Source organism: Limnohabitans radicicola, from assembly GCF_014837235.1.
GTDB lineage: Bacteria > Pseudomonadota > Gammaproteobacteria > Burkholderiales > Burkholderiaceae_C > Limnohabitans_A > Limnohabitans_A radicicola.
In genome coordinates this window covers 1,424,936-1,447,798 of the sequence record NZ_JACYFT010000001.1, presented here as the reverse complement: position 1 = coordinate 1,447,798, position 22,863 = coordinate 1,424,936, and the positions used below count along the sequence as shown (strand labels likewise).

Here is a 22,863-nt window from a genome sequence, read left to right as displayed (position 1 = left end):
CAACAAACCTGAAAAACACCGGAAGGAAAGCGAAACTGACCTGTTCACCGCAAAAAACCTCTCCCTTTGGGGGAGGCTCGGCCATTATGCGCCATAAACATGGCAGGCATGCAAGGGGAATCCCCGCAGATTCGTTGTATATGTGCCGAAAATAACAAAAGGCCGGGTTTGAAACCGGCCTTTTGTGCGAGAACTGTGCGCTGTTTCTCGAAATTACCAGCTGACTTCGCGGTCGGGCGTTGCGCTGATCTTGTGCACAGTGAGGTCGGCGCCTTCGTACTCTTCCTCAGGACTGAGCTTGAGGCCAATGGTCAGTTTGAGCAGGCCATACACCACGATGCCCCCGAGCACGGCCCAGGCCACACCCATGGCCGTGCCAATCAGCTGGGCCGTGACATTCACACCACCCAGACCGCCCAGTGACTGCGCGCCAAAAATGCCTGCAGCAATGCCACCCCAAGTGCCACACAGACCGTGCAGAGCCCAGACACCCAAGACGTCATCGATCTTCCACTTGTTCTGGGTCAACGTGAACATCACCACGAACAGGGCCCCGGCCACAGCACCCACCGCCAGCGCACCAAACGGGTGCATCAAGTCCGAGCCCGCGCACACGGCCACCAGGCCCGCCAAAGGACCGTTGTGCACAAAGCCCGGGTCGTTCTTGCCCAGCAGCAAGGCGGTCAGCGTGCCGCCCACCATGGCCATCAGGGAATTCACAGCCACCAGACCCGAGATTTTGTCGAGGGTCTGTGCGCTCATCACGTTGAAACCGAACCAGCCCACGATCAAGATCCAGGCACCCAATGCGAGGAAAGGGATGCTCGAAGGCGGGTGGGCAGAAACCTGGCCGTCCTTGCGGTAACGGTTGTAGCGTGCGCCCAGCAAAATCACCGCAGGCAAAGCGATCCAGCCGCCGACAGCATGGACCACCACGGAGCCTGCAAAGTCGTGGAACTCGTCTCCGGTGAAGGCCTTGATCCAGGCCTGCACGCCAAAGTGCTGGTTCCAGGCAATGCCCTCAAAGAAAGGGTAGATGAAACCCACAATACAGGCGGTGGCGATGAGCTGTGGCCAGAACTTGGCACGCTCGGCGATGCCGCCCGAGATGATGGCGGGGATGGCTGCGGCAAAGGTCAGCAAGAAGAAAAACTTCACCAACTCATAGCCATTCTTGGCCGCCAATTGCTCGGCCCCGATGAAAAAGTCGGTGCCATACGCCACGCTGTAGCCCACGACAAAATAGACCACGGTCGACACAGAAAAGTCGACCAGGATTTTGACGAGTGCATTGACCTGGTTCTTTTTGCGAACCGTGCCCAACTCCAGAAAGGCAAAGCCCGCGTGCATGGCCAAAACCATGATGCCGCCGAGCAAAATAAAAAGCGCATCCGCGCCCTGTTTCAGTGCTTCCATGTGTGTCTCTAAACAGTTATGACTTGATTTGGTGCATAAAAGGCTTGAAAAGCCTTTGCGCACCAAACGTAAGCAATTTTCAAGCCAAATAAGTGCCTGGCACCCAAACAAGAACAGAAAAGCACCAATTCAGGGAGCAGCACACCTGCCGTCATGCCGCCAGCGTCATCAGGCTGGCATTGCCCCCAGCCGCTGCCGTGTTGGTGCTGATGCTGCGCTCGCTCACCAGGCGCGCCAGTGGCACGGTGGCATCACTTGGGCGCAGGGCCGTGAGCGTGACGATGGCCCCCGGGCGTTGCGCCAGTTGCGCTTGCCAGTGCAGTGTGGTGGCCTCGTCGCCGTGCAGCAGGGCCGCATCCATTGGCTGGCCATGGGTGGGGTCTTCCAGTGTCACCTGGCTTTGCACGGCTGCAGGCAGTTGTGCATGTTGCGCTTGTGCGCTCAGGGGCCACACCGCTCGGCTGCCCACGGCCAGCACGGCGGCCAATTGGGTCAGGCGGTCGGCATCAGCCCCGGGCTGCGTGCCTGTCAGGCACAGCACCCGCGCACGGGCTTGCACGCGGTACACGTTGCGTTCGCCCGTGGGGCCGCTCAAGGTGGCTTGCAGGCCTGTCGGGCTGGCGGCTGCAAACTGCGCACAGGCATGCGCCAGCGGCAAACGGCCTTGCGCCACGGCCCAGTCGTGCAGGGCTTGCAGCGCAGGCGTGGGCTGGGGCAGCGCAGCCGCGCCACTGGCCTGCACGCTGCGCAAGGCGGCATCGGGCGGGCAATGGGCCAACAATCGCAAAAGGTACAGCGGGCCACCCGCCTTGGGGCCGGTGCCCGACAGGCCTTCGCCGCCAAAGGGCTGCACACCCACCACCGCGCCCACCATGTTGCGGTTCACGTAGACATTGCCCGCATGGCTGTGGTCTATCACTTGCGAAATGGTTTCTTCGATGCGGGAATGCACGCCCAGGGTGAGGGCATAACCCGTGTCGTTGATGCTTTGCAGCAGCTGAGGCAGTTCACTGCGGGCATAACGCACGATGTGCAGCACCGGGCCGAACACTTCGCGTGTCAGTTGCGCGATGCTGTCGATCTCGATCAACGTGGGTTGTACGTAGGTGCCTGTGGGCAAAGTGTCCGGCGCGTTGCGTGAGATGCGGTGAACTTTGCAGCCGCTTTGCGCCATGGCGAGCACATGCGCCTCGATGCCTGTGCGGGCCCGCGCGTCGATCACGGGCCCTACATCCACCGCCAAGTGCGCGGGCGCACCCATGCGGATTTCGGCCATCGCGCCTTGGAGCATCTCGATCAGCCGGTCGGCCACATCATCTTGCACGCACAGCACACGCAGGGCCGAGCAGCGCTGGCCAGCGGCTTCAAAGGCCGAGGCCATGACATCGGTCACCACCTGCTCCAGCAGGGCCGACGAATCCACCACCATGCAGTTCTGGCCGCCAGTCTCGGCAATCAATGGCACAGGCTGGCCATACGCGTTCAGGCGTTCGGCCAGGGCCGCTTGCAGCACCCGAGCCGTTTCGGTGGAGCCGGTGAACATCACGCCTTGCACGCGGGCATCGCGCACCAGCTGCAGGCCCACCTCGCGGCCCTCACCCGGCAGCAGTTGCACCGCGGCCCGGGGCACGCCCGCCTGCCACAAGGCCTGCACGGCCAGCGCCGCCACGGCAGGCGTTGACTCAGCGGGCTTGGCCAGCACCGGGTTGCCCGCCGCCAGCGCTGCCGCCACCTGCCCCACAAAAATCGCCAGCGGAAAATTCCAGGGGCTGATGCACACCACCGGGCCCAGCGGTGTGTGGGTGTTAGGGTCAAAGTCGCGGCGCACTTGTGCGGCGTAGTAGCGCAAAAAGTCTACCGCCTCGCGCAGCTCGGCCACGGCATGGCCCCAGGTTTTGCCCGCTTCGCGCACCAGCAGGGCCATCACGCGGGGGGCGTCGGCCTGCAGCAGATCAGCGGCCTGCTCCAGCATCGCAGCGCGTTGTGCGGGTGGCGTGGCGGCCCAGCCGGGTGCGGCTTCACTGGCCGCTTGCAGGGCAGCCTCCACATCGGCCGCGCAGGCGTATTGCACCGTGCCCAGCACATCGCTGTGGTCGGCGGGGTTGCGCAGGGTGATGCGTTCAGCGCCCACAAAAGGCGTGGCCATCAGAGGTGTCACCGCCACCGTTTGCACCTGCGCCTGCATGTCGGCTGCCAGCTGGCGCAGCGTGGGCTCATGCGCCAGATCCGGTCCGCTGGAGTTGCGGCGGGCCGCGCCATACAGCTGCGCGGGCAGCGCGATCTGCGGGTGCGGCTGGCCTAGGGGGCTGTCTTCACGCTGGGCATCTTCTTCGGTGCGCAACACCGGGTCTTGCACCAGATCGCTGACCGACACGCTGGCATCGGCCATGCGGTTCACAAACGAGCTGTTGGCCCCGTTTTCGAGCAGGCGGCGCACCAGGTAGGCCAGCAGGGTTTCGTGTGTGCCCACGGGGGCGTAGATGCGGCAGGGCCGCGAGAACTGTTGTCCCCCACGCAGGTGCACCCCGTGTAGCCCGCTGTCCCCCGAGGGGGCGTTCGCACCTTGGGACGGCCCGGCGGTGCTCGCTCGCCCCACCACCTGCTGGTACAGCGGCTCGCCCATGCCGTGCAGGCACTGGAACTCGTATTGGCCCGGCGCGTAGTCGCCGTGCATGTCCTGCGCCATGTGCACGATGGCCGCCAGCGTGTGCGCGTTGTGGGTGGCGAATTGCGGGTACACCGCATCCGGTGCGGCCAGCAGCTTTTGGGCGCAGGCCAGGTAAGACACATCGGTGTGGTGCTTGCGGGTGAAGACCGGGTAGTCGCTTTGCCCGTCGAGCTGGGCGCGTTTGATTTCGCTGTCCCAATAGGCGCCTTTGACCAGGCGCACCATGAGCCGGTGGCCTGTGCGGCGTGCCAAGTCCACCACAAAATCGATCACCAAGGGGCAGCGCTTTTGGTAGGCCTGGATCACAAAGCCGATGCCGGGCCAGCCCTGCAGACTGGGCGCGTGGCACAGCGCTTGGAGCAAGTCGAGCGAGATGTCCAGCCGGTCCACCTCTTCGGCATCGATGTTCAGGCCAATGTCGTAATGCTTCGCCAACTCGGTGAGCTTCAACACCCGTGGCAACAGTTCGTCCATCACGCGCTGGTGCTGTGCGCGGCTGTAGCGTGGGTGCAGGGCCGACAGCTTGATCGAGATGCCCGGGCCGTCCACCACGCCTTGTCCGTTGGATGCCTTGCCAATCGCGTGGATCGCATTTTCATAGGCGAGCATGTAGCGCTGCGCGGCGGCTTCGGTCAGCGCCGCTTCGCCCAGCATGTCGTACGAGTAGCGAAAGCCTCGCGCCTCCATGGCGCGGGCGCGGTGCAGCGCCTCGTCAATCGTTTCGCCTGTGACGAACTGCTCGCCCAGCATCTGCATGGCCAGTTGCACGCCCTGGCGGATCAGCGGCTCACCACTCTTGCCGATCAGCCGGGTGAGCGAGGCCAGCATCGCGCCCTCGCTGTGCGTGGCCACCAGCTTGCCTGTGAGCAGCAGGCCCCACGACGCAGCGTTGACAAACAGCGAGGGGCTGCGGCCCACATGCTGGTGCCAGTCGCCCTGACCGATCTTGTCGCGGATCAGCGCATCGCGTGTGGCCACGTCTGGGATGCGCAGCAGCGCTTCGGCCAGGCACATCAGCGCCACGCCTTCTTCGCTGGACAGCGCGTATTCCTGCATCAGGCTTTGCACGCGGCCTGCGCGGCCGCCCTGCTGCGGGCCTTCGCGCATGCCTTGCACCAGTTGGCGGGCCAGCGCGTCGGTGCGCTCGGCTTGCGCGGGGCTCATGCGGGCTGCAGTCAGCAATGGGGCCAAGGCCTGTGCTTCGGGCAGGCGGGTGGCACGGGCGATGGCTTCGCGCAGGGCGCTGCGCTCGGGCAAGGGGCCACCGGGGGTAAAGCAGGCCCCGGTGGGCAAAGGCATAGGGGTGATGGCGGTACTCATGGGGGCATCCTTGGATGACATGAATCGCCATCATCCAGATTGATGACCGAATATTTATCCAAAATTTATTGGCTTCAATGAATAATATGCAGCATGAACGCCGAATCCATGGAAATTGACCGCATCGACCGCCGCATACTCGATGTGCTGCAGCGCGACGGCCGCATCAGCAACTTGAAGCTCGCCGAAAGCGTGGCGCTGTCGCCCACGGCGGTGCTGGCGCGGGTGCAGCGACTCACACGCGAAGGTTTCATCCTGGGCTATGAGGCGCGCCTGAACCCGCTCAAGCTGGGCGCCGGGATGATGGTGTTTGTGGAAATCCTGCTCGACCGCACCAGTCCCAATGTGTTCGAGCAATTCAAGGCGGCGGTGCAGGTGCGCCCCGAGATCATGGAGTGCCACATGGTGGCCGGGGGTTTTGACTACCTGCTCAAAACCCGCGCCGCCGACATGAACGCCTACCGTGAATTTGCGGGCACCGTGCTGTGGCAGCTGCCCGGCGTGCGCGAGACACGCACTTACGCGGTGATGGAAGAGGTCAAGAACACGACGGCGCTGGCTTTGTGATAGACCCCTTCAGGCGTTGAAGTTCAGCGCCAGCCCTGCTGTGGGCCAATCGTCCACCGCGATCAGCCGACCCGTGGCCGACAGGGTGATGAACGCCGTGCGATGGCCCGGCCCGCCAAAACAGATGTTGGTGGTCATCGGGTCGGGCAGTGGCACGTGCTGCACCGCCTGACCATCGGGACTGACCACCGAAATGCCGCCATGCATCAGCGTGGCCACGCAGATGTGGCCCTCGGCATCGACCGCCATCGAATCAAAACGCTGCCAATGTTGGCCCGGCGACGCCGTCACCAGCCGTGCGCCTTGCGGTGAGGGCCAAGGGTCTTTGCGCACCTGACCGGGCGTTGTCACGTCAAAGGCCCAGACGCGCGCACCTTCGGTTTCGGCGTAGTACAGGGTCTGCCCATCGGGCGAGAGGGCGATGCCATTGGGCGTCATGACCGGCCGCGCCACTGCGTGCACGCCCGAACCATCGGGCTGGGCATAAAAGACACCCCCGCGGTCCATCTCGTGCGCACGCACCTTGCCCAGGTCGGTGAAGTAAAACCCGCCATGCGCATCGAACACCAGGTCGTTCGGCCCCCGCAAACCGATGCCGTCCACGCTCTCGTACAAACGCTCGGTGCGGCCCGTGTTCAGGTTGACGCGCTCGATGCGCCCGCCCGAGTAGTCGTGTGCCTGACCGATGGGGCGCAGGTAATTGCCCGGGTCACGCGTCCATTCAAAGCCGCCGTTGTTGCAGATGTAGACCGCGCCGTCGGGCCCAATGGCCGCGCCGTTGGGGCCACCACCCAGATCGGCCACCACCTTCACCCGACCGTCTGCGGTGACACGCGTCAACGTGCCGCGCGCGATTTCAACCAGCAACACCGAGCCATCGTCCATGGCCACCGGTCCTTCGGGGAAAAGCAGTCCCGTGGCGAGTTCCCGAATCTTCATGTGCGCGCTCCTGATGAGGCTTCCAATGTAGCGAGGGCATGGCGCTCAACAAGCGGGGATTCCCTGAGTGCATGCCTCGCAAGCAGCCCATCTACACTGCGGCATCCAGACCCTTCAAGGCACGCGAACCCATGTCCTCTTCTGCCATCCTCGATGCCCACCAGACCGCGCAGGCCTTGCCCTACCTGGCGCTGACCCAGGAAATCGAAGCACTGCTGCAAGACCCCACGGTGGCCGTGCCGCCGCGCATCGTGCAGGCCCTGCACGGCGGTGGCAGCCTGTTCGTGATGCCCGCGGCCGATGCGCGTGTGGCCATCACCAAGCTCATCAGCTTCATCCCCACCAACGCCCAGCGTGGCTTGCCCACCATCCAGGGCGACATCGTGGTGTTTGACGTGCAAACGGGGCAACGCATCGGCTTGCTCGACGGCCCCACCGTCACGGCGCGCCGCACGGCAGCGGTGTCCCTGCTGGCTGCGCAGCACCTGGCCCCACGGCGCGATGGCCCGATGCTGATCGTGGGCGCTGGCGTGCAGGGCCGGGCGCATCTGGAGGCTTTTCATGAAGGCCTGGGTGTGCAGGAATTTTGGATCGCCTCGCGCAGCGCCAGCAGCGCCGATGCCCTGGTGGCGCACGCACGCTCACTCGGTTTGCAGGCCCAGCGTGTGGACGACCCCAACGCGGCACTCGCCGATTGCCCATGGGTGGTGAGCGCCACGCCTGCGCAGGAGGTGGTGCTCTCAGCACCGCCGCACAGCGACGCTTTTGTCGCGGCTGTCGGGGCGTTCACGCCCCGCATGGTCGAGTGGTCGGCCCCGGTGTGCCAGCACCTGGCCCGCACAGGCACGCTGGTGGTCGACACGCGTGACGCCGACCACGAAGCCGGAGACCTGTTGCAGGCGGGCATCGATGTCGCAGCCCTGCCCACGCTGGCCGATGTGGTGGGTCAGACCGCACGCTGGCAAAACGCCCACCGCCCGCAGGGCGGACCGGTGTTTTTCAAGAGTTGCGGCTGGGGCGGTTGGGACCTGGCAGCAGCCCGCTGCATGGCCCAGGGCATCGCGGTCAGCAGCGCGCCCCAAGGCTGAGAAGCTACGATGGCGCCTTTTCAAGCGCAAAGGAAAGCCCCATGGTTCAACGCATCGACGTTGGCGCCCGCATGTCGGAAGCCGCCATCCACAACGGCACGGTCTATCTGGCCGGTCAAATTGCCGAAGACGCCACGCAGGACACTGCCGGACAGACCCGCCAGGTGCTGGCCGCCATCGACACCCTGCTGGCCAAGGCGGGCACCGACAAATCCAAGATCCTGATGACCCAGATCTTTTTGAAAGACCTGGCCGACTTCCCCAGCATGAACAGCGTGTGGGACGCCTGGGTCGTGCCCGGCCACACCCCGCCACGCGCCACGGTGCAGGCCCATCTGGCTAAGCCCGAGTGGAAACTCGAAATTGTGGTGACAGCAGCGGTTTGAAGCCTGTCGTGCACCATCTGCTGGCAGAATGAAGGCGTGGAATACACATTCGCCTCTGCCACGGTTTTGTTGCTGCTGATCACCGATCCGTTTGGCAACATCCCCGTTTTTGCCAGCGCACTCAAGCATGTGCCGCCGCAGCGGCGTGCCCGTGTCATCCTGCGCGAGAACCTGATCGCGTTTGGCCTGCTGCTGGGCTTCATGTTCGTCGGCGAAAAGTTCCTCAAACTGATGAACCTGCACGAGACCTCGCTGCAAATGGCCGGGGGCGTGGTGCTTTTCATCATCGCAATGCGCATGATCTTTCCGCCACCGGCCTCGCAGGACCTCGAATTGCCAGGCGAACCCCTGGTGGTGCCGCTCGCTATCCCCGCCATCGCCGGGCCGTCGGCCTTGGCGACCGTGATCCTGCTGGTCAGTCGCGCACCCGAGCGGCGTCTGGAATGGATTGGCGCACTCACCGTCACCATCGTGATCGATGCCATCGTGTTGCTGCTGGCCGAGCGCATCCAGCGCTTGCTCGGTGACCGCTTCGTGATGGCGATGGAACGCCTCATGGGCCTGATCCTGATTGCGGTGGCCGTGGAAATGCTGGTCAGCGCCTTTCAAGCCCTGCGATGAACACGCCAGCCCCAGGAGGAAACATGAAACACCCGATTGTGCGCACGCTGATGGCCCCTCTGTTCTTGACACTCGCATGGCCTGCCTGCGGCGCAGGTCAAGCCCAGTGGGAGCAGGTGGTGACCGACGTCCAAAGCAGCTATTACATAGACAGCGCATCCATCCAGCGCCAAGGCTCTGTGCGGACTTTCTGGAGTTTGCGCGATTACAAAACCGTCCAATCCACTTACGACGGCAAAGCCTACAAGTCCGCCTTGCTCAAAATCGAACTCGATTGCAGCAGCCAGGAAGCCACCGCACTCGAAATCACCTACTTCACCGGCAAGATGCTCAGCGGCGACAAAGCCCAGCGCGAGAGCAACTTCCACAACCCCCAACCGATTCAGGCCAATACACCGATCAGCCGCTTTGCCCAGCGCCTGTGCAAATGAGCCCGTGCACTTGACGCACTGTCCCGCGTCTGCAAACCATTCTTTCGTGCCCCCCTCTTTGGCATTCACCCTGCAAGCAGCACGGCCCGTGCTGATGTGCCGCAACACGTGCGTACTGACCCTGCGACGCTCACGCCAGCGGACCCGGTGACACCCAGGCAGGGACCCACTGTCAAACCCGTCAAGGCCCACTCACCCAGCGGGCCTTTTTTGTTTGTGCCCTCCAACGCCCCCAAGGAGGCTCTCATGATCAAGCCGCTGAACATCCACAGCATTCAACCGCAAGATGCCTCTGCCATTGCCCAACTGATGGCCGATCCCGAAGTCTTTGGCAACATGCTGCAATTCCCTTACCCCACCGAAGAGGCTTGGGCCAAGCGTCTGAGTACACCTCCAGCAGCCAACCGCCTCCATTTGGTGGCACTGCAAGACAGACGGATCGTTGGCAGTAGCAGCTTGCATGGGACGAAGTTACAGGTGCGGCGCAACCATGCAGTGGGTCTGGGCATTTCCGTAGCCCGAGAGGCGCAAGGTCAAGGCGTGGGCACCGCCCTGATGCGCGCATTGACCGATTACGCCGACCAATGGGGCCACATCCTGCGCATCGAGCTGACGGTGTTTGCCGACAACGCCCGGGCCATTGCACTGTATGAGCGCTTTGGCTTCGCGCACGAAGGCCGACACCGTGGCTACGCCCTGCGAAACGGCCAATACAGCGATGTGTTGTGCATGGCCCGCTGGCATCCCAATCCACCGGGCAGATCGTGAAATGATGACTTTGAAAATTCAGCTTGTGCCAGCAAAAATACTTGTGATTTCCGTTGCTCGGCATGCATAAAAAAACCTGTCTCGCCAGGCAAGACAGGTTCAAGGTTTGCAATGAACTTAACAGGCTAAACAGCCATCAGAAGGTGGTTCTGATCCCGAGGTCGTAGCCCGTGACTTTGCCATTGATGCTGCTCACGGCACTGCCCACCGAATAACCTGCCGTTGGCGTATTTCGGTAATTGGCATTGCTCACATGGCTGTAAGTACCGTACAGCGCGGTGCGCTTGGACAGGTTGTAGACATAACCCAAGGCCAACTGTGTGACTTGCCCGGCCGTTGTGTTGTCGGCGGTGCGATCCACCTTGCTGTAGGAGAAACGGGCCTGTCCAGTGCCCACGGGCGCTGTGGCACCCGCGAGATAACCCTTCTTCACAGCGTTGGCACCTGCAGCACCCAACTCATCGCGACTGTACTCAAGCATGGGCTTGATGGCGCCGAAATCATAGGCCGCACCGATCGATGTGGTCTTGATGTCGCCAGAGGAAAGCAGCTTTGTTTTGGCCCAAGCCGCGTCAGCCATCAATGATCCATTGACATAGCCAATTTTCACGCTGGTGACGCCGCCTTCTTTGGCCGCTGTGCTGACGGTCTCACTCGGAGCCACAGCCACCATGGCGCTGAGACCCGTGCTGTTTGCCGGTATGGTGTAGGTGATCAGGTTAGAGGCGCGCAAGTGGTTCACACTGCCTGCAGCATTGAAATAGGCTGACGTCATGGTCAACAAGCTGGCACCCGCACCGTTTTCGCCAAACGGGTCATAGGCGAAATCCAGCAAGAATGTGGGTGTGTAGTTGCGCCCTGCAGTCACAGAACCCCAGCCGCCGGAAAGACCCACCACGGATACGCGATTGAACTGAAGCCCGCCATTCGCACTGGCTGTCTTGTTGTCTGAAGATGACCAACCTGCAAAGGGTGTCGTTACGCCAGTGCCTGTATCGGCCGCGATGTCTGCCTCGAACATGAAGTTGGCTTGCAGACCACCGCCGAGATCTTCAGCACCGCGGAAACCCAGACGGGAAGACATGTTGCGGCCAGAAGCCAGTCCTTTCCAGCTGGCCACATCTCCTGAGCCACTGACAAAACCCACATCCATCACGCCATACAGGGTGACATTGGACTGGGCATGAGCCTGAGTGGCCATCACAGCGGCCAGAGCGATCCATTTCAATTTCATCGTTATCTCCAAGTTTTCAGTTGAAAGTACATGATTCGATTTCTGCTTGAGACAGGCTGCTTCGAATCAAATGTTGCAAGCCCGAATTGGCCAGTGACCTGCTGAAGGCCTGCCGCAGACTTTAGGTGGACATAAAAAATTCAACTTTCCATTTCACGACAAACAATTTCCAATCCGCGTCAAATGTTCATGTGTAAGGGTATCCACCATCAGTGCTCAGTTGCTGGATCAAAGTTATGCCCATCGGCCACTCGCCAAAGCCTGAAGCCGGGTTCAGGTGCCCCACTGCGCCCAGATCCACCGTCTCACTGCCCCAGTCTCGCGCGAGCTGCAGTACCCGCTCATGCGCAGCCAGGGGGTCGTTGTCGCTGGTGGCGACCAGGCTGCGAAATGGCAGGGGCTGGCGCGGCACCGGCAGCCAGCCACCGGCTTGCAATGTCGCCAGCGTGGGGTAGCCCTCGGGCATGGCTTGGTCAAAGTCGGGGGGTGTCGCCAGCAGTGCACCCACCACGCGGTGCGCATGCTGGCTGGTGTGCGCCCAGTGCGCGACCATCACGCAACCACCGCTGTGCGCCACCAGCACCACAGGGCCGTCGATGGCGGCCATGGCCGCTTCGATGGCCTGCACGCGCTTGGCACAGTCGAGGTCTTCGCGACCCATGGGCGGTACGGTGTGGACCTTGGTCAGTTGGGCGGCCAGCAGCGTTTGCCAATGGGCTTGCACATGATCGCGCAGACCGGGAACGATCAAGACAGTGGGTGACATGGAAAAGCTTTCAGTCGGTGGTCTCACAAGCAAGCTGCATGGCTGAGAGCAAGACGGCCGGAGGCTGTGCGCCAGACACGGTCTGGCGCAGGTTGAAGACGAACAAGGGCACACCGGATGCTTCATCGGGCAAAGCCCAGACCGGGGGTGCATCCAAGGCTTCGGCTTCGGCGCTGCCCACACCATGGGCTTGCGCCAGAGATGCCAAAACTTGGTCGTTGCCGATGTCAAGGCCCTGCACAAAGTAGGCTTCAAACAAGGTGTCCAGCAAGGCTTCGTGCTGTTCCGGGTATTGCTGCGCGGTGTGGGCCAGCAGCTGGTGCGCACGCCAGGTGTTGGGGAACACGGCGATGCGTTCGTGGTGGATCGTGAGACCTGCGCGGGTCGCAGCGGCCTGCACCTGGGCGCGGCGCGCACGCACCGCCTCGGGGCCGCCGAGACGGTGTTCGTAGAAAGCCTGGTAAGGCCAGCCCTGCGGTGGCGTCTGCGGGATCAGCTGCACCGAATGCCAGCGCAGCTGAACTTGCATGCCGGGCTGGCGCTCGGCCAGCTGGCGGCGTGCGGTGTCCAGGTGCGTTTTACCGATCCAGCACCAGGGGCAGATCAGGTCGAAATAAGCATCGACCTGCACCGGGGCGCTTGAGACAACAGACATCAGGCGGCTTTGCGCAGGAAGCCCTGGTTGCCGCCATTGCGGTTGGGCGAGAAGCCGTTGGCGGCCAGCGATTCTTCAACGGTGTCGTAGAACACGCCAATCTTCAGGAGTTCGCGGGCTTCTTTGCCCGTGGCGATCTCGCGACCAAACTCACGGCTGATGCGCACCAGCTGCTCGATCTGCTCGACGGTGGTCATTTTGGCGGTGCGTGTCTGATTCCAGAGGTTGTCTTCGATGCCGCAGCGCACATGCAGGCCCATGGCGATGCCCATCATGTTGATCGGCAGCACATTGCGCATGCTGCTCTCCACCGTGAGCTTGGCACCGTCAGGGATGGCGCGCAGGAAGTTGGCCAGGTTGTAGACGTTGGGCGCATCCATGCCGCCGCTGATGGCGACCCAGTTGCAGACCAGCGGGCCCTTGTAGACGCCACGGCGCATCAGGCGCTCGACGGTCTCGAAGCTGTTGAGGTTGTAGAACTGGAAGGCGCTCTGGATGCCGGCGGCGCTCAGGCGGCGGATGTGCTCTTCGTACCAGGCGGGGTTGGAGGGCACCACCATTTCGCTGTAGGCGCGACGGCCTTCGGGCGTGGCCATGGAGGTGCCCGCGATGTCGGCTTCTTCCATGTGCTCGATCACGTTCATCTGCACAGTGTTGATCGTTACCGTGACTTGGTCGGGCTTGGGGTCCAGCTCGGCCAGCATGTGGCGGGTATCGTCGGACAACCACTTGGCGATCTCTCCTTCACCGACCGGTGCGAACGAGATCGAACCACCGACCTGGATGACCATGTCGGGCACGGCTTGGCGCACGCCGGCGATCAGTTCATTGAATTTGGACAGGCGTTTGCTGCCCTTGCCGTCAAGTTCGCGCACATGCAAGTGCAGCACGGTGGCACCGGCGTTGTAGCAATCCACCGCTTTTTGAATCTGCTCTTCCATCGTGACCGGGATGTCTTCGGGGTAGTCCTCAGGAATCCACTCGGGGCCATAGGGGGCTGCGGTGATGATGAGTTTTTCCTGGTTTTCAGGATATAGGTGGCCGTCGAGAAAATACATAAGGGGTCTCCAAAAAATCAAGAATCAAAAAGGTTTGGTGCCGACGATGCCTGCGCGTTCCATCTTGCGGTGGCAGGGCGGGTAGTCCATGACGGCGTAATGCTGAGTGGCGCGGTTGTCCCAGATGGCGACGCTGTAGGGTTTCCAACGCCAACGCACCTGGTATTCGGGGATGTAGGCCTGGCTGATCAGGTACTGCAGCAGATCGCCCGCGCCCTGGTTGAAGTCCTGGCCGTAACGCACCTTGTCCTTGTTGTGGAAGTTCACAAAGTGCGTGGTGAAGCCGTTGACAAACAACACTTTCTCGCCGGTGTCGGGATGGGTGCGGATCACCGGGTGTTCCGAATCGGGGTATTGCGCTTTCATCGCCAGGCGTTTTTCGATCGGCATGGCCGCCGCGAAGGTCGAGTTGAAGCTGTGGTTGGCGATCAGGCCTTCGATCTGCTGCTTCACGGTGTCGGGCAATTTTTCGTAGGCCAGTGCCATGTTGGCCCAGATGGTGTCGCCACCCACGGGTGGGCATTCGATGCAGCGCAGCACGCAGCCCAGCGCGGGCTTTTCGCGGAAGGTGCCATCGGTGTGCCAGGAGTTTTCGTAGCGGTCGGGCGGGTTTTCGGGCGTCTTGTAAATTTGCACCAGACCAGGGGCTTCAGGATGGCTGGGCACCATCGGGTGGGTTTCCAGCTCCCCCAGTTTCTGGGCAAATGCCATGTGGTTCTGGCGAGAGAGTTTGTCCAGCGTCTGGTCTCGCGCAAACAGCACTTTGTGCTTGAGCAAGGCAGCGTAAATTTCCTGGAACAAACCATCGTCACGCACGGCGTCGGCGAGATTCACATTCACGAGTTCTGCGCCGATGGCGCAGGTCAAAGGTTCGATGCGCATGGGGTGTCTCCGTTGTTGTTCGGTCAGCCGTTCAGATGACAAAGATCGACGAGCCAATCGTCTTGCGGGCTTCGAGGTCGCGGTGGGCCTGCACGGCGTCCTGCAGGGCGTAGCGCTGGTTGATCTCGATCTGGATACGACCCGCGGCGATGTGGCCAAAGATCTCCTCGGCCAGTTCGGCCTTCTCGGCCGGATCAGCGATGTAGTCGGCCAGGGCCGGGCGTGTGAGGTAGAGCGAGCCTTTCTGGGCCAGCAGGTTGGGGTTGAAGCCGTCGATGGTGCCGCTGGCGGTGCCCACGCAGACCATCAGGCCCCGGCGGCGCAGCGAGTCGAGCGAGGCGATGAAGGTGTTCTTGCCCACGCTGTCGATCACCACATCCACACCTTGGCCGCCCGTGAGTTCGCGCACCCGTTTGGCGATGTCCTCGTGGCTGTAGTTGATGGTGTGGTCGCAACCGTGCGCACGGGCCACGGCGGCTTTCTCTTCGGTCGAGACCGTACCGATCACGTTCAGGCCCAGCAGCTTGGCCCATTGCGACACGATCAGGCCCACGCCACCGGCGGCGGCGTGCAGCAAGATGGTCTCGCCTGTCTTGAAGTCATGGATGCGGCGCATCAGATACGCCGAGGTCAAACCGCGCATGGTCATGCCCGCAGCCGTTTCGAAAGGAATGGCGTCGGGCAGCTTGATCAACGGTGCCGCGGGAATGAGGCGCTCTGTGCTGTAAGCGCCCAAAGTGTTGATGAAGCCGGTGTAGGTGACGCGGTCGCCCACGGCCACGTTGCTCACATCGGGGCCCACTTCTTCGACAATGCCGGCGGCTTCCACGCCCATGCCGTTGGGCAGCGGGATCGGGTAGGTGCCGTTGCGAAAGTAGGTGTCGGCATAGTTGAGGCCGACGGCCACATGGCGCAATCGCACCTGGCCTGGACCGGGCTGGCCGACTTCAGCATTGCCGTATTGGAGTACCTCGGGTCCGCCGATGCGGTCAAATGTCACGGCCTTGGCCATTGGGGTGTCTCCTGTATCTGGATGTGTGTGGATGGTGAAATTTAGAGGTCACAGGACGAATCCTGTTTGCCAATCCGTGACTTTCAGTTAGCATTTCATGACATGCATGCCTTTGCGTGCCGTGCAGGCGCATTCACCCAGGAGATTCCATGAGCACACGCCATACATTGCAACTGCGCGCTGCCGTGCTATCGCATTACGACGAAGTGGCCAAACGTCTGGGCTTGAATCCTCCGGTCATGCTGCGCAAGGTCGGTCTGACCCCGCGCATGCTGGCATCGCCGACACAGTTGATCCCTCTGGAAAGTGCCCTGCGCATCCTGGATATTTCTGCCAGGGAAAGCGGTTGCGACACGTTTGGACTGCGCATGGCCGAGGCCCGTTTGCTTTCAGACTTTGGTCCCATCAGCTTGCTGCTCACGCACCAGTCATCGATGCGCATGGCGCTACAAGTGATCGCGCAATATCGGCATTTGCTCAACGAATCCCTGGGCATGCACATCGAAGACGTTGGCAAGACCACGCTGATCCGCGAGGAAATCATCAGTGACTACGCTGGCAGCACGCAGCAGTCCACCGACATGGCCATCGGGGTCCTGATGCTGATCTTCCGGGCCATTTTGGGTGAACATTGGCGCCCTCAGGCCGTGCATTTCACCCATCCGGCCAACAATGATCTGCAGGTCCACCGACGGCTATTTGGTTGTGCCTTGCATTTCAACAGCGACTTCAATGGCGTGGTCTGCCTGAAGACAGACATGGACCGGCCCAACGCCCGGGCTGACGCCACCATGGCCAGTTACGCCCAGTCCTTCATCGAAGCCATGCCCCAACGTGGGCAAAGCTCGTTGGTGCACGATGTGCGACGCTCGGTTTATTTGCTGCTGCCGATGGGGCGTGCAAGCGTGGATCAGATTGCCTCTGGGCTGGGCATGAATGTGCGCACGCTGCAGCGGCGACTGGATGAGGAGGCTGTGAGTTTTTCCGAGGTGCTCAACGATGTGCGCAGTGAACTGGCCCAGCGTTACATCACCCACACCCCGCATTCCATGGGCCGCGTGGCTGAGCAGCTGGGCTATTCCAACCTCAGCTCCTTTACCCGCTGGTTCAGCGCGCAATTCGGGTGCGCGCCCTCGCAAATGCGCGAACGGGCCCTCGCACAAACCCGATCGGTGTGAACCCGATGTGACATGCAAAGGTAAACAGTTGTCGCGATTGGATAAGCGACCTTGGACGGCTTTGAGAACAATCGCCCCATCGATCAACCGATGGGCACAAGGTGCCCGATACACCCACAACTGGAGACAAAACATGTCACTGTGCCTGCACACACGCCGGCTTCGCCGTGCCACCCTGATGGCCCTTTTGGGCAGCATCGTCATGCCTGCGGCCATGGCCTGGACGGACAAACCCGTCAAGATGCTGGTGCCTGCACCGGCAGGTGGCAACATCGACGTGATCGCCCGCCTGGTCGCCGACCAGCTGAGCGCCGACATCGGCCAGCCCGTGGTGGTGGAAAACCGGCCGGGTGCCGGTGGTGCCATCGGGGTGCAGGCCCTGCGTGCGGCACCGGCCGATGGCCAGACCGTCATGATGATCGCCAGCAACGTTCTGACCGAAATTCCCCACGTGCTCAAGGGTGGCTTTGACCCGCTCAAGGACGTCAAACCGGTGGGCATTGTGGGCCGTGGCAACCTGGTGATGATTGCCGCGCCCAACGTGCCCGCCAAGGATTTCAAGGGCTTTGTGGCCTATGCCAAAAAGAACCCGGGCAACCTGGGCTTCGCCTCCTACAGCCCAGGCACCATTTCGCACTACGCCGGCATGATCCTCAACCAGAAGGCGGGGCTGGATCTGCAGCATGTGCCGTTCCAGGGTTCGCCACCGGCGCTGGCCCAGGTCATGGGTGGACAGATCCCGGTCATGTTTGACGGCTTTGCCACTTCACGCAACTTGATCTCGACCGGCAAAGTGCAGGCTTATGCGGTGGCTGCAAAAACCCGACTCAGCCAGCTGCCCGATGTACCGACTCTGGCCGAACTGGGTTTCCCCGATCTGGAATTTTCGAACTGGATGGGCGTGATCGTGGCCTCTGGCGTGCCTGCCGAAGTGCAGGAAAAAATCCACAAAGCCATACGCCAGGTGGCACTCAACCCGAAGTTCCGTGGCCGCATGTTTGCCACAGGATTTGAAGGTGCCGAGGACTGGAACATCCAGCAGTTGAACCAGTCCGTCAAAACCGAATTCGACCGCAACGCCGCCATCGTCAAGCAGTTCAACATCCAGCTGAACCAGTGAAGCTGCACCACCAGGAGTCCGGGAAGTGAGTGCCCTGTATGCCCGCTGTGCCACGCTTTGGCCGGGACTTGCAATGGCGGCCGTGGTGGCGGTGGCCGCCCAGTTTCTGGCCGAACACTACGGCGCACCGGTGATGCTCTTCGCCCTGCTGCTGGGCATGGCCGTCAACTTCCTCTCTGACGACAACCGCTGCAAGCCCGGCATCGAGTTTGTGGCGCGTCAGGTGCTGCGCTGGGGCGTGGCCCTGCTGGGCCTGAAGATCACCACCGACCAGGTGCAGGCCCTGGGCTGGCCCTCGGTGTTGATGGTGGTGCTGACGGTGTCACTCACCATCGTGCTGGGCATCGTGGTGGCCAAATGGATGGGCTTCAAACCCTTTTTTGGTTTGCTCTCGGGCGGCTCGGTCGGCATTTGCGGGGCTTCGGCTGCCATGGCGATTGCCGCTGCATTTCCCAACCATCCACAAAAAGACCGGGCCACCCTGTTCGTGGTGATCAGCGTGAGCACTTTGTCCACCGCCGCCATGGTGCTGTACCCAATGCTGGTGCGCGGACTGGGACTTGATCCACAGCAGGCGGGCTTCTTTCTGGGCGGCACCATCCATGATGTCGCGCAGGTGGTGGGGGCAGGCTACAGCATGGGGCAAGCAACGGGCGATGCGGCTACGGTGGTCAAACTCATGCGCGTGGCCATGCTGGTGCCCGTGATCATGGTGGCGGCCTGGATGACGCGGGCCGCCCATGCCCGGACAACCAACGCTGCAGCGAGCGATGCCCCCGTGAGCCGACCACCCCTGCTGCCCTGGTTTGCCGTGGTGTTCGTGGTGCTGGTGTTGACCAACAGCCTGTTACACCTGCCCGACAGGCTGGTGGATGCGGGCCATGCTCTGTCGCGTGCATTTCTGGTGGCCGCCATGGCGGCGATCGGCATCAAAACCCACCTCAAGGACATCCTGAGCGTGGGCTGGAAACCCGTGGCCTTGATGGTGCTGGAGACCTTGTTCCTGGCCACTCTGGTATACCTCCTGCTTCTGAACCAGGCACGCTGAGCACGCATGACCTGCCATTAAGATGGCGCTTTTGCTTTTTGCATGCCTCGCATGTCTGCATTCTTCATGGAAGCCTTCCTGATCTCTACCGGCATCGTCGCCCTGGCCGAAATGGGCGACAAGACGCAATTGCTGTCGCTGGTGCTGGCCGCACGTTTTCGCAAACCCTGGCCCATCGTGCTGGGCATCCTGGTGGCCACACTGGCCAACCATGGCCTGGCCGGAGCCGTGGGCAACTGGGTCACCACCGTGCTGGGGCCCGACGTGCTGCGCTGGGTGCTGGGCGGCTCGTTCATCGCCATGGCGGTGTGGATGCTGATCCCGGACAAACTGGACGACGAAGAAGGGGATGAGGCGCCACGCTTCGGTGTGTTTCTCACCACCGTAGTGGCTTTTTTCCTGGCCGAAATGGGCGACAAAACCCAGATCGCCACCGTCATGCTGGCCGCCCAGTACCAGGCCTGGGCCTGGGTGGTGGCAGGCACCACGCTGGGCATGATGCTGGCCAACGCCCCGGTGGTCTGGCTAGGCGACGCGATCACCCGTCGGGTGCCGCTGCGCCTGGTGCACACCGTGTCGGCGGTGATCTTTGCCATTTTGGGCGCGCTGGCCCTCTCGGGCTGGGGCTGATTTATACTTGCACTGCGCCGATTTGCTCCAGCTTGCGGGCGCAGGGATCCCAAGGATTCCAAAATGCAGCTAAAGAGGTAGAGCCCGACCCGGTATCGCTTCTTGAGCGTCACCGGGTTTTTTCATTTTCGCCATGCGTTTGATTGCCACGCCACAGTCGATGACCTTTGAGGCCCCTTTGCCCCTGCAAAGCGGTGCGTCCATCCGTGGCTACTCGCTCAGCTACGAAACCTACGGCACGCTCAACGCCGACAAGTCCAACGCGGTGCTGATCTGCCACGCGCTCAACGCCTCACACCATGTGGCAGGCGTGTACGCCGACCAGCCGGACAATGTGGGCTGGTGGGACAACATGATTGGCCCCGGCAAACCGCTGGACACCGACCGCTTTTTTGTCATTGGCGTCAACAACCTCGGCTCCTGCTTTGGCTCCACCGGCCCCATGCATGTGAACCCCGACACGGGCCGCGTGTACGGCACCGACTTTCCGGTGGTCACGGTGGAAGACTGGGTCAACGCCCAGGCACGTCTGCTCGACGCTCTGGGCATTGAACAGCTCGCCGCCGTGATGGGCGGCAGCCTGGGCGGTATGCAGGCGCTGAGCTGGACGCTGCAGTACCCCGCGCGCATGAAGCACGCGGTGGTGGTGGCCAGCGCCCCCAACCTGAACGCTGAGAACATCGCCTTCAACGAGGTGGCGCGCCGCGCCATCGTGACCGACCCGGACTTCCACAACGGTCACTTTTACGAGCATGGCGTGGTGCCCAAGCGTGGCCTGCGCATCGCCCGAATGATTGGCCACATCACCTACCTCAGCGACGATGTGATGAACGAGAAGTTCGGCCGTGAACTGCGCAGCGCCGCAGGCAGCGCGACCGGCTACAAGTACTCCACGCAGGACGTGGAGTTCCAGATTGAGAGCTACCTGCGCTACCAGGGCGACAAGTTCAGCGAGTACTTTGACGCCAACACCTATTTGCTGATCACCCGCGCGCTCGACTACTTCGACCCGGCCCGCGCCCATGGCGGTGACCTGTCGAAGGCGTTGGAGCGGGCCGTCTGCAAGTTTCTGCTGATCAGCTTCACCACCGACTGGCGCTTCTCGCCTGCGCGCAGCCGAGAAATCGTCAAAGGCCTGATCGACAACCGACGCGATGTGAGCTACGCCGAGATCGACGCGCCACATGGCCACGACGCTTTCCTGCTCGACGACGCGCGCTACATGAATGTGGTGCGGGCCTACTTCGGGCAGATCGCCCAGGGCCTGACCCCCGCCGCCGGAGGTGCCGCATGAGCGACCCGCTGATCATGCAAGCCATTGCCCGCCTGGTGCCGCACGGCGCACGCGTGCTCGACCTGGGCTGTGGCGATGGCGCGCTGCTGGCCTATCTGCAAAAGCACAATGGCTGCACCGGCTACGGCGTGGAACTCGACGACGCCAACGTGCTGGCCTGCGCCCAGCGCGGCGTGAACGTGCTGCAGCTCAACCTCGACCAGGGCCTGAAAGTCTTTGCCGACCAGTCCTTTGATGTGGTGCTGCAGATCGACACGCTGCAACACCTTCGCAACGCAGAAGTCATGCTGCGCGAGACCGCTCGCGTCGGCCAAATCGGCATCGTCGCCTTCCCCAACTTCGCGCACTGGTTCAACCGGCTGAGCGTGCTGCGTGGCCGCATGCCCGTGACCAAGCGCCTGCCCTACCAGTGGTACGACACCCCCAACATCCGCGTGGGCACCTACGCCGACTTTGCCGACCTGGCCCGCAAGAACGATCTGCGCATCCTCGACGCGTTTGGCCTGCAGCACGGCCAGGAAGTGCGGCTTTGGCCCAACCTGATGGCAGGCACAGCGGTCTTCAAGTTGCAACGCCTCTGAGATGACGGCCAGGGCCTCGGCGCATTCCCCCTGGCTGATCGCCAACCTGCTCGCCCAGATTTCGTTTGGCCTGCTGGCCATGACGCTGTGCCTGCCCTCGATGCAGGAATGGGGCACGATTTTTGGCACCGACCAAGCGCATGTGCAGCTGACTTTCAGCGGCTACGTGATCGCTTATGGTCTGCTGCAACTGGTGTACGGCCCACTGTCGGACCAACACGGCCGCAAGGCCATGCTGATCACGGGCCTGGCTATCGCGGGCGGGGCCTCGGTGATGGCCATGCTCGCGCACGACATCACCACCCTGACCCTTGCCCGTGTGCTGCAAGGCGCGGGCAGCGCGGCCAGCATGGTGGTGGGCCGCTCGATGGTGCAAGACCTGTTTGAAGGCCCGGCACGTACACGGGTGATGGCCTACATCGGCATGGCGCTGGGTTTGTGCCCACCGCTGGCGTCGGTGATTGGCGGGCACATCCATGTGTGGCTGGGCTGGCAGGCCAACTTTGTGCTGCTCACCGCCCTTGCAGTGGCGCTGCTGCTCGCGGCATGGCGTGGCCTGCCCGACCACCGCCCGGCCAAAGTCGCGCACAACAGCCATGGGCTGCGGGGCATGCTGCAGGCTTATGCACGCTTGGCGCATGCGCCGAGCTTTGTGCTGTACGTGACGATCCTCGCAGCCACCACGGCCGCGTTTTATGTCTTTCTGGGCGGCGCACCGATTGTGCTGGGCAGTTATGGCATCGGGCCCGACGGCATTGGCTGGTTCATCATGGCGGTGCCGCTGTCTTACATCGTGGGCAACTTCCTGACGGCGCGGATCATCCACCGCGCAGGCGAGCGCCGCATGATGCGCTGGGGCCAGGTGTTCACGCTGAGCGGCATCACGCTGATGCTGGCGCTCGGTCTGGCGGGCATCCGTTCACCCCTGGCTGTGGCCTTGCCTTTGCTGCTGACTGGCTTGGGTCACGGACTGCTCAACCCCCCTGCGCTGGCGGGCACAGTCGGCGTGATCCCCGCACTGGCCGGTTCGGCCGCCGCCGTGGCGGGCCTGATGCAGCAACTCACAGGGGCCACAGGCGGCTACCTGATCGGTCTGGTGCCGCACGACGGCGCCGTCAACATGGGCTGGATGATGCTGGCGTTCAGTCTGGTGGCGCTGGCAGCGCAGCTGTGGCTGCACCGCCGCCATTGAACCGCTGCT

At 62.5% G+C, this 22,863-nt stretch carries 22 protein-coding genes; 13 read left to right on the top strand and 9 right to left on the bottom strand.

Features of this window, described 5'->3' with window-relative positions:
• Positions 1-213: 213 nt before the first annotated feature.
• A complete protein-coding gene (locus tag IC609_RS07135) occupies positions 214-1,416 on the bottom strand; it encodes an ammonium transporter (RefSeq protein WP_191818710.1) in 1,203 nt (400 codons plus the stop codon).
• Between the two features lie 151 nt (positions 1,417-1,567).
• Positions 1,568-5,404 carry a bifunctional proline dehydrogenase/L-glutamate gamma-semialdehyde dehydrogenase PutA gene (gene putA / locus IC609_RS07130; RefSeq protein WP_408611004.1) on the bottom strand — a complete coding sequence of 1,279 codons (3,837 nt, stop codon included), beginning with the start codon at positions 5,402-5,404 and terminating at the stop codon, positions 1,568-1,570.
• Between the two features lie 93 nt (positions 5,405-5,497).
• Between putA and IC609_RS07125 the strand changes: the two genes are divergently transcribed.
• Entirely contained in the window at positions 5,498-5,971 is a 474-nt protein-coding gene (locus IC609_RS07125) for an Lrp/AsnC ligand binding domain-containing protein (protein WP_191818709.1), read from the top strand.
• 9 nt (positions 5,972-5,980) lie between these two features.
• Here IC609_RS07125 and IC609_RS07120 read toward each other — a convergent pair whose 3' ends face one another.
• On the bottom strand, positions 5,981-6,910 hold the full coding sequence (locus IC609_RS07120) for an SMP-30/gluconolactonase/LRE family protein (RefSeq protein WP_191818708.1): 930 nt from the start codon (positions 6,908-6,910) through the stop codon (positions 5,981-5,983).
• A gap of 131 nt (positions 6,911-7,041) precedes the next feature.
• Here IC609_RS07120 and IC609_RS07115 point away from each other — a divergent pair, with 131 nt between their 5' ends.
• The 5 genes from IC609_RS07115 to IC609_RS07095 all read left to right on the top strand — a co-directional run bounded on the left by IC609_RS07115 (position 7,042) and on the right by IC609_RS07095 (position 10,204).
• Positions 7,042-7,998, top strand: coding sequence for a delta(1)-pyrroline-2-carboxylate reductase family protein (locus IC609_RS07115; protein WP_191818707.1), 957 nt, complete (start codon positions 7,042-7,044; stop codon positions 7,996-7,998).
• Positions 7,999-8,039: 41 nt separating this feature from the next.
• Entirely contained in the window at positions 8,040-8,384 is a 345-nt protein-coding gene (locus IC609_RS07110) for a RidA family protein (RefSeq protein WP_191818706.1), read from the top strand.
• 36 nt (positions 8,385-8,420) lie between these two features.
• Entirely contained in the window at positions 8,421-9,005 is a 585-nt protein-coding gene (locus IC609_RS07105) for a MarC family protein (protein WP_191818705.1), read from the top strand.
• A gap of 23 nt (positions 9,006-9,028) precedes the next feature.
• The gene (locus IC609_RS07100) at positions 9,029-9,436 is read left to right on the top strand and encodes a surface-adhesin E family protein (protein WP_191818704.1); all 408 of its coding nucleotides are present in this window, start codon (positions 9,029-9,031) and stop codon (positions 9,434-9,436) included.
• Positions 9,437-9,682: 246 nt separating this feature from the next.
• Positions 9,683-10,204, top strand: coding sequence for a GNAT family N-acetyltransferase (locus IC609_RS07095; RefSeq protein ID WP_191818703.1), 522 nt, complete (start codon positions 9,683-9,685; stop codon positions 10,202-10,204).
• A gap of 136 nt (positions 10,205-10,340) precedes the next feature.
• Here IC609_RS07095 and IC609_RS07090 read toward each other — a convergent pair whose 3' ends face one another.
• From IC609_RS07090 to IC609_RS07065, 6 genes are all read right to left on the bottom strand, one after another.
• Positions 10,341-11,438: a porin gene (locus IC609_RS07090; protein ID WP_191818702.1), complete on the bottom strand. Its 1,098-nt coding sequence runs from the start codon at positions 11,436-11,438 to the stop codon at positions 10,341-10,343.
• A gap of 187 nt (positions 11,439-11,625) precedes the next feature.
• Positions 11,626-12,204: an RBBP9/YdeN family alpha/beta hydrolase gene (locus IC609_RS07085; protein WP_191818701.1), complete on the bottom strand. Its 579-nt coding sequence runs from the start codon at positions 12,202-12,204 to the stop codon at positions 11,626-11,628.
• Between the two features lie 10 nt (positions 12,205-12,214).
• On the bottom strand, positions 12,215-12,859 hold the full coding sequence (locus IC609_RS07080; protein ID WP_191818700.1) for a DsbA family oxidoreductase: 645 nt from the start codon (positions 12,857-12,859) through the stop codon (positions 12,215-12,217).
• Entirely contained in the window at positions 12,859-13,917 is a 1,059-nt protein-coding gene (locus tag IC609_RS07075) for a BKACE family enzyme (protein WP_191818699.1), read from the bottom strand. The genes IC609_RS07080 and IC609_RS07075 overlap by 1 nt, the downstream gene beginning before the upstream one ends.
• Positions 13,918-13,941: 24 nt before the next feature.
• Complete coding sequence (locus IC609_RS07070) at positions 13,942-14,799, bottom strand: TauD/TfdA dioxygenase family protein (RefSeq protein ID WP_191818698.1); 858 nt, start codon at positions 14,797-14,799, stop codon at positions 13,942-13,944.
• 31 nt (positions 14,800-14,830) lie between these two features.
• Complete coding sequence (locus tag IC609_RS07065; protein ID WP_191818697.1) at positions 14,831-15,811, bottom strand: quinone oxidoreductase family protein; 981 nt, start codon at positions 15,809-15,811, stop codon at positions 14,831-14,833.
• 149 nt (positions 15,812-15,960) lie between these two features.
• On the opposite strand from IC609_RS07065, the gene IC609_RS07060 reads away from it, so the two are divergent.
• The 7 genes from IC609_RS07060 to IC609_RS07030 all read left to right on the top strand — a co-directional run bounded on the left by IC609_RS07060 (position 15,961) and on the right by IC609_RS07030 (position 22,854).
• Positions 15,961-16,989, top strand: coding sequence for an AraC family transcriptional regulator (locus IC609_RS07060; protein ID WP_191818696.1), 1,029 nt, complete (start codon positions 15,961-15,963; stop codon positions 16,987-16,989).
• Positions 16,990-17,122: 133 nt separating this feature from the next.
• Entirely contained in the window at positions 17,123-18,109 is a 987-nt protein-coding gene (locus IC609_RS07055; protein WP_408611003.1) for a Bug family tripartite tricarboxylate transporter substrate binding protein, read from the top strand.
• 25 nt (positions 18,110-18,134) lie between these two features.
• Entirely contained in the window at positions 18,135-19,157 is a 1,023-nt protein-coding gene (locus tag IC609_RS07050) for a YeiH family protein (protein WP_333473651.1), read from the top strand.
• 66 nt (positions 19,158-19,223) lie between these two features.
• Complete coding sequence (locus IC609_RS07045) at positions 19,224-19,787, top strand: TMEM165/GDT1 family protein (protein ID WP_191818943.1); 564 nt, start codon at positions 19,224-19,226, stop codon at positions 19,785-19,787.
• Positions 19,788-19,920: 133 nt separating this feature from the next.
• A complete protein-coding gene (gene metX, locus IC609_RS07040) occupies positions 19,921-21,081 on the top strand; it encodes a homoserine O-succinyltransferase MetX (RefSeq protein ID WP_191818695.1) in 1,161 nt (386 codons plus the stop codon).
• Positions 21,078-21,662 carry a methionine biosynthesis protein MetW gene (gene metW, locus IC609_RS07035; RefSeq protein ID WP_191818694.1) on the top strand — a complete coding sequence of 195 codons (585 nt, stop codon included), beginning with the start codon at positions 21,078-21,080 and terminating at the stop codon, positions 21,660-21,662. The genes metX and metW overlap by 4 nt, the downstream gene beginning before the upstream one ends.
• Position 21,663: 1 nt before the next feature.
• Positions 21,664-22,854: a Bcr/CflA family efflux MFS transporter gene (locus IC609_RS07030; protein ID WP_191818693.1), complete on the top strand. Its 1,191-nt coding sequence runs from the start codon at positions 21,664-21,666 to the stop codon at positions 22,852-22,854.
• Positions 22,855-22,863: the final 9 nt, after the last annotated feature.

Bases quoted from the DNA above. Each gene is read 5' to 3' on its own strand.
- IC609_RS07080 (WP_191818700.1), bottom strand. From the start codon at position 12,859: ATGTCTGTTGTCTCAAGCGCCCCGGTGCAGGTCGATGCTTATTTCGAC.
- IC609_RS07115 (WP_191818707.1), top strand. From the start codon at position 7,042: ATGTCCTCTTCTGCCATCCTCGATGCCCACCAGACCGCGCAGGCCTTG.
- IC609_RS07095 (WP_191818703.1), top strand. From the start codon at position 9,683: ATGATCAAGCCGCTGAACATCCACAGCATTCAACCGCAAGATGCCTCT.
- IC609_RS07120 (WP_191818708.1), bottom strand. From the start codon at position 6,910: ATGAAGATTCGGGAACTCGCCACGGGACTGCTTTTCCCCGAAGGACCG.
- IC609_RS07075 (WP_191818699.1), bottom strand. From the start codon at position 13,917: ATGTATTTTCTCGACGGCCACCTATATCCTGAAAACCAGGAAAAACTC.
- IC609_RS07085 (WP_191818701.1), bottom strand. From the start codon at position 12,204: ATGTCACCCACTGTCTTGATCGTTCCCGGTCTGCGCGATCATGTGCAA.
- IC609_RS07070 (WP_191818698.1), bottom strand. From the start codon at position 14,799: ATGCGCATCGAACCTTTGACCTGCGCCATCGGCGCAGAACTCGTGAAT.
- IC609_RS07045 (WP_191818943.1), top strand. From the start codon at position 19,224: ATGGAAGCCTTCCTGATCTCTACCGGCATCGTCGCCCTGGCCGAAATG.
- IC609_RS07090 (WP_191818702.1), bottom strand. From the start codon at position 11,438: ATGAAATTGAAATGGATCGCTCTGGCCGCTGTGATGGCCACTCAGGCT.
- IC609_RS07065 (WP_191818697.1), bottom strand. From the start codon at position 15,811: ATGGCCAAGGCCGTGACATTTGACCGCATCGGCGGACCCGAGGTACTC.
- metX (WP_191818695.1), top strand. From the start codon at position 19,921: ATGCGTTTGATTGCCACGCCACAGTCGATGACCTTTGAGGCCCCTTTG.
- IC609_RS07135 (WP_191818710.1), bottom strand. From the start codon at position 1,416: ATGGAAGCACTGAAACAGGGCGCGGATGCGCTTTTTATTTTGCTCGGC.
- IC609_RS07030 (WP_191818693.1), top strand. From the start codon at position 21,664: ATGACGGCCAGGGCCTCGGCGCATTCCCCCTGGCTGATCGCCAACCTG.
- IC609_RS07060 (WP_191818696.1), top strand. From the start codon at position 15,961: ATGAGCACACGCCATACATTGCAACTGCGCGCTGCCGTGCTATCGCAT.
- IC609_RS07125 (WP_191818709.1), top strand. From the start codon at position 5,498: ATGAACGCCGAATCCATGGAAATTGACCGCATCGACCGCCGCATACTC.
- metW (WP_191818694.1), top strand. From the start codon at position 21,078: ATGAGCGACCCGCTGATCATGCAAGCCATTGCCCGCCTGGTGCCGCAC.
- IC609_RS07110 (WP_191818706.1), top strand. From the start codon at position 8,040: ATGGTTCAACGCATCGACGTTGGCGCCCGCATGTCGGAAGCCGCCATC.
- IC609_RS07055 (WP_408611003.1), top strand. From the start codon at position 17,123: ATGTCACTGTGCCTGCACACACGCCGGCTTCGCCGTGCCACCCTGATG.
- putA (WP_408611004.1), bottom strand. From the start codon at position 5,404: ATGAGTACCGCCATCACCCCTATGCCTTTGCCCACCGGGGCCTGCTTT.
- IC609_RS07100 (WP_191818704.1), top strand. From the start codon at position 9,029: ATGAAACACCCGATTGTGCGCACGCTGATGGCCCCTCTGTTCTTGACA.